This window comes from Clostridium sp., from assembly GCF_017888565.1.
Classification (GTDB): domain Bacteria; phylum Bacillota; class Clostridia; order Clostridiales; family Clostridiaceae; genus Clostridium.
In genome coordinates, this window is the sequence record NZ_JAGHFX010000052.1 from 1 (window position 1) to 4749 (window position 4749).

3 protein-coding genes are annotated in these 4749 nt (G+C 26.7%); 2 read left to right on the top strand and 1 reads right to left on the bottom strand.

The features are described from left to right. Positions 1 to 1952, bottom strand: a 1952-nt coding sequence (locus J7M87_RS09630; RefSeq protein ID WP_291650847.1) for an accessory Sec system translocase SecA2, incomplete at its 3' end; no start/stop codon positions are given. Positions 1953 to 2813: 861 nt separating this feature from the next. Between J7M87_RS09630 and J7M87_RS09635 the strand changes: the two genes are divergently transcribed. Both J7M87_RS09635 and J7M87_RS09640 read left to right on the top strand, forming a co-directional pair. Continuing rightward, the gene (locus tag J7M87_RS09635) at positions 2814 to 3545 is read left to right on the top strand and encodes an ATP-binding cassette domain-containing protein (RefSeq protein WP_291650848.1); all 732 of its coding nucleotides are present in this window, start codon (positions 2814 to 2816) and stop codon (positions 3543 to 3545) included. Continuing rightward, positions 3538 to 4725, top strand: coding sequence for an ABC transporter permease (locus J7M87_RS09640; protein ID WP_291650849.1), 1188 nt, complete (start codon positions 3538 to 3540; stop codon positions 4723 to 4725). Before J7M87_RS09635 ends, J7M87_RS09640 begins: the two co-directional genes overlap by 8 nt. Positions 4726 to 4749 lie beyond the last annotated feature (24 nt).

Genomic DNA, 4749 nt, shown 5'->3' on the forward strand with positions numbered 1-4749 from the left:
ACTAAATTCTTCTTAAATACTTTTATTGTATCTTCGCTATACTTCTCTTTTAAAAGCCAATATAGTTGTGGATAATCATATTCTAAAAGATTATCTTTAATTTCACCATTCATTACTTTCATACGGATATTATACATATATATTCTTTGTTCTTCTAATATAATTGAATATTCATATAAATTTTTTCTAAAATCTGAAAGTTTTGCTTGAATAATTTTTTGGGCTTTATTTATCTTATAGTTAAAAATAGGATTAGATAACGCTTCTTCTTGAAGTATTGGATAATGTTTTTTAGGGATCATTTCATTAATTCCATACTTAACTATAAGATCATCCTCTAAACTTATAAAAAAGCGTGTTATTCCAGGTTCTCCTTGTCTACCAGCTCTTCCCCTTAACTGTTTATCAATCCTTAAACTTTCATATAAATTAGTACCTATAACATATAATCCTCCTAAACTTATAATTTTTTCTTTTTCATCACCATCAGGACCACCGAGTAAAATATCAACACCACGTCCAGCCATATTTGTAGAAACAGTTACTGCTCCCAACATTCCTGCGTGTTCTATAATCTTAGCTTCTAACTCATCATTTACAGCATTCAATACTTGGCACTCAATTCCAACTTCTATTAATTTTTTAGCTAAATAAGTTGATTCTTTAATATTACTTGTACCTATAAGAATTGGTTGTCCAGTAGAGTTTACTCTTTGAATCTCTTTGACTAAAGCATTATATTTAGCTTCTTTATGTGTAAAAACTATATTATCTAAATCTTTTCTTATACATTTTTTATTTGGTGGAACTATTAGTAGATCTAAATCATAATATTCAAAGAATTCATCTTCTGAATCTATAGCAGTACCTGTCATTCCAGCTAAGTTATCATATAACTTAACAAAATGTTGCAAAGTTATTTGTGCTAAGATTTTACTTGTGCATTGAACTTCCAAATTTTCTTTAACCTCTAATGCAGCCTGAATCCCATCAGCCCAATGTCTATTCTTTGCAATACGCCCTGTAAATTCATCAATCATTTCAATTTTCTCATTTTTTACAATGTAATCTATATCTCTCTTAAGCATTACTTCTGCATATAATGTGCTATTTAATAACCTTAATAAATTGAAATTCTTATTATCGTAAAGATTTCCACACTTAAGTAAATTCTCAACTTTATTAATTCCATTTTCTGTTAAAAATATATTCATATCATATTCATCAGTAGTATAGTCAATTTCAGCTTCTAATTTAACTACAATATCTCTTATTTTTCTAACTTCTGAATCTTTTTCATTTGTACTAGTGGCTATTACTAAAGGAATCCTTGCTTCATCTATTAGTATTGAATCAGCTTCATCTACAATTGCACAATAAAAAGGGCGATGTACTAATTCTTCTACACTGTAAGCAATAGAATCTCTAAGATAGTCAAAACCAGCTTCTTTTGCAGTGACATAAGTAATATCAGAATAATATGCTTTCTTTTTATCTTCTAAACTCATATTTTCTTGTACAAATCCAACATTGACTCCGAGCATATCATATATCGGCTTCATCCAATTAGCATCCCTTTTGGCTAAATAATCATTAAATGTAAGAATATGAACTCCTTTACCATATAGTGAATTTATATATGCTGGAAATACAGCGGTTAATGTTTTTCCTTCACCTGTTTTCATCTCTATTAGCTTTTTATCATTAAGTGCTAAGGCAGCTAATAATTGAACATCATATACTTCAAGCCCTAAAGTTCTTTTTATTACTTCTTTAACTAAGGCAAAGCCTTCTATTACAATATCATTAATTGTTGTTCCTGTTGTAATTAGTTCTTTTAAATTATTTGACTTATTTAATAATTCTTCATTATTCAACATTGTAAAATCTATTTTTTTAATTTTATCAACCATATTCCTATAATTAGTTGATATTTTTTCCTTATTTATCATAAATATATCACCCTACCTTGCGATTACTCCACCTAATATCTTTATTCGAAATCATTAAACATATTTAAGGAATATTGAATCTTATAATCATACAATCTTGAGTCAATTATATCATATTTTATAAATATATTGATATTAAATTTAAAAGAATATTTTACAATTTAGTTCTTAATATATTAAAAGCATGAGGTATTATTAAATAAAAAAATTAAGGTAATGAAAAAATTAAAGAATAAATACCGCAAAATTATAATTGCTTATAAATATCTGCATAATTAATTTTTACTTGTTCTTTATTTTATTATTCAAGTCTTTTGACTTTTCTTTTTAAACTTGCAATTATAGCATCTTTATTATTAGGATTTTAAAACTTTACTCTCTACCAACATTAGCAGTTGTGAAGCTTCCACTCATATAATCACTTATTTCATCAAACTTATAAAGTGAATATAAATCTATTTATAAAAGGTGTTCTTCGGGAACACCTTTTGATTAGTATTCTTCAGGAAGCAAAATAGTTATTAATAAACTCTTTATTGAATAATCATATTCACTCATAATCCAAATTTTATGTTAATTTAATTATCCTAGAAAAATATACTCTAAAATTTTATAAATAAATATAAAAAAGTATTATACATGTACTATATCCAATGATTTTTTTGTAAAAATATTGTATAATTATTAAATAGTTACTTAATTTACTTATATAGTGACTTGAGGTAATAGCAAATTTTTAACATTATTTCATTTTATACTAAGGAAATATTTCTATAAATCCTATTACTATTCTATTTTATGTTACATAATATGGTATAATTCCCACAAAATAATTATTACTACTATAAAGGAGGCAAATCAGTGCTTAAACTAAACAATGTTACTAAACAATTTAAAAAATCAAAAGTAGTTGATAACTTATCTTTTTCAGTAAATAAAGGAGAGATAGTTGGACTACTTGGTGAAAATGGGGCAGGTAAAACAACAACACTAAGGATGATTTCTACTATGCTTGAAATATCAGAAGGAGATATTAAGGTTAATGATATCGACGTAAAATCAAACCCAGAAAGAGTAAGAAAGGAAATAGGAATTCTTTTTGGTGGAGATGTAGGTCTATACGATAGACTTAGTGGAAGAGAAAACATAAGATATTTTGCTAACCTTTATGGAATGAGCAAAAAGGAAGCAGATGAAAGAATAGATGTCTTAGCTAAAAGTTTTGAAATGGAAGATTATATTAATAAACCTGTTGGTAAGTACTCTAGAGGTATGAAACAAAAAATTTCTATTGCTAGATCAATAGTTCATAATCCATCTGTTATGCTTTTTGATGAGCCAACTACTGGATTAGATGTAAGTGCTGCAAGAATTGTACAAGACTTCATCCTTCAATGTAAGAAAGAAAATAAAGTTATATTATTTTCAAGCCACTCTATGAAGGAAGTTGAAAAACTATGTGATAGAGTTGTTATTATTAATAAAGGAAAGCTTCTAGAAGATTGTACATTAACTCATTTAAAAGAAAAATATAATAATGATGACTTAGAAGAAACATTCTTAGGTCTTATAGGAGGTCATACTAATGAGTAACTTTTTAACTGTTTTAAAGAAGGAACTTTTAGATATTGTAAGAGATAAAAAGACATTAGTATTTACTTTAATACTACCAATTCTTATTTATCCTTTAATGTTTAAATTTATGTCCTCATCAATGGAAAAAGCCCAAAATGATGTTGAAAAAGAAATTAATATTTATATAGATGGTGATACTGACTCTAATATGGCAAAAGTAATCACTTCCTTAGAAAATATTAAGATTCCTGAAGTAGATTCCCCTACTGAAGCTTTAAAAAATGGAGATATTCAACTTATTATTAATATTCCAGAAAACTTTGATGAAAATATAGCTGCTAGCAAAAGTGATACTATTAATTTATTAATAGATGAAGAATCAAATAAGTCAATGATTGCAAGTAGTATGGTTAATGAAATTTATGAAAGCTATAAAAATACAATAGTAGAACAAAGATTAACAGAAAGCGGAGTAGATACTTCAATATTAAAACCATTTGAAATTAACATTAAATCTGGAATAAATGCAGATAGTGAAGACATAAATACTGTTGCATCTATGCTTCTTACTATGATTCCAACTCTTATAGTAATACTTATGGTTTCTTCAACTGTGGGTATGGCAGCTGATCTTGGAGCTGGTGAAAAAGAAAGATTTACTTTTGAACCATTACTTTCAACTTCAGCAAAAAGATCTTCATTACTTTGGGGTAAAATAACAGCATTGTGTACAATATCATTTATAGCTTTAATTGCTAATTTAGCTGCTATGGTATTTTCAATGCAAAGATTTATGACCTTTGGAGAGGGAGATGTTCAATTTAATCTATCACCAGTAACTATATTAGGTATGTTAGTAATAGGTTGCTTAGTATTAGTTACATTATCGGCATTACAAATTTCAGTAAGTATTTATGCAAGATCTACAAAAGAAGCTAATTCATACTTAGCTGCTATTACAATGCCAACTATGATTTTATCATTTCTACCATATATGATTGATGCAAAAGGAATAAACCCAGCATTTTTCAATATTCCTATAACTAATGCAATTTGCTTAATGAAGGAATTTACTGTTGGAATATTTGATATTAAACATATAGCTATAGTAGTTGGATGGCATATTATCTATATAGTTGCTTCAATTATATTTGCTAAATTTATGTTCTCTAAAGAAGAAGTTATATTTAGGCATTAATTATATATCTATTCTTATATTTAT

What these genes read in the sequence shown, in the direction of transcription:
- J7M87_RS09640 (WP_291650849.1), top strand. Translation starts at nt 3,538, where the DNA reads ATGAGTAACTTTTTAACTGTTTTAAAGAAGGAACTTTTAGATATTGTA.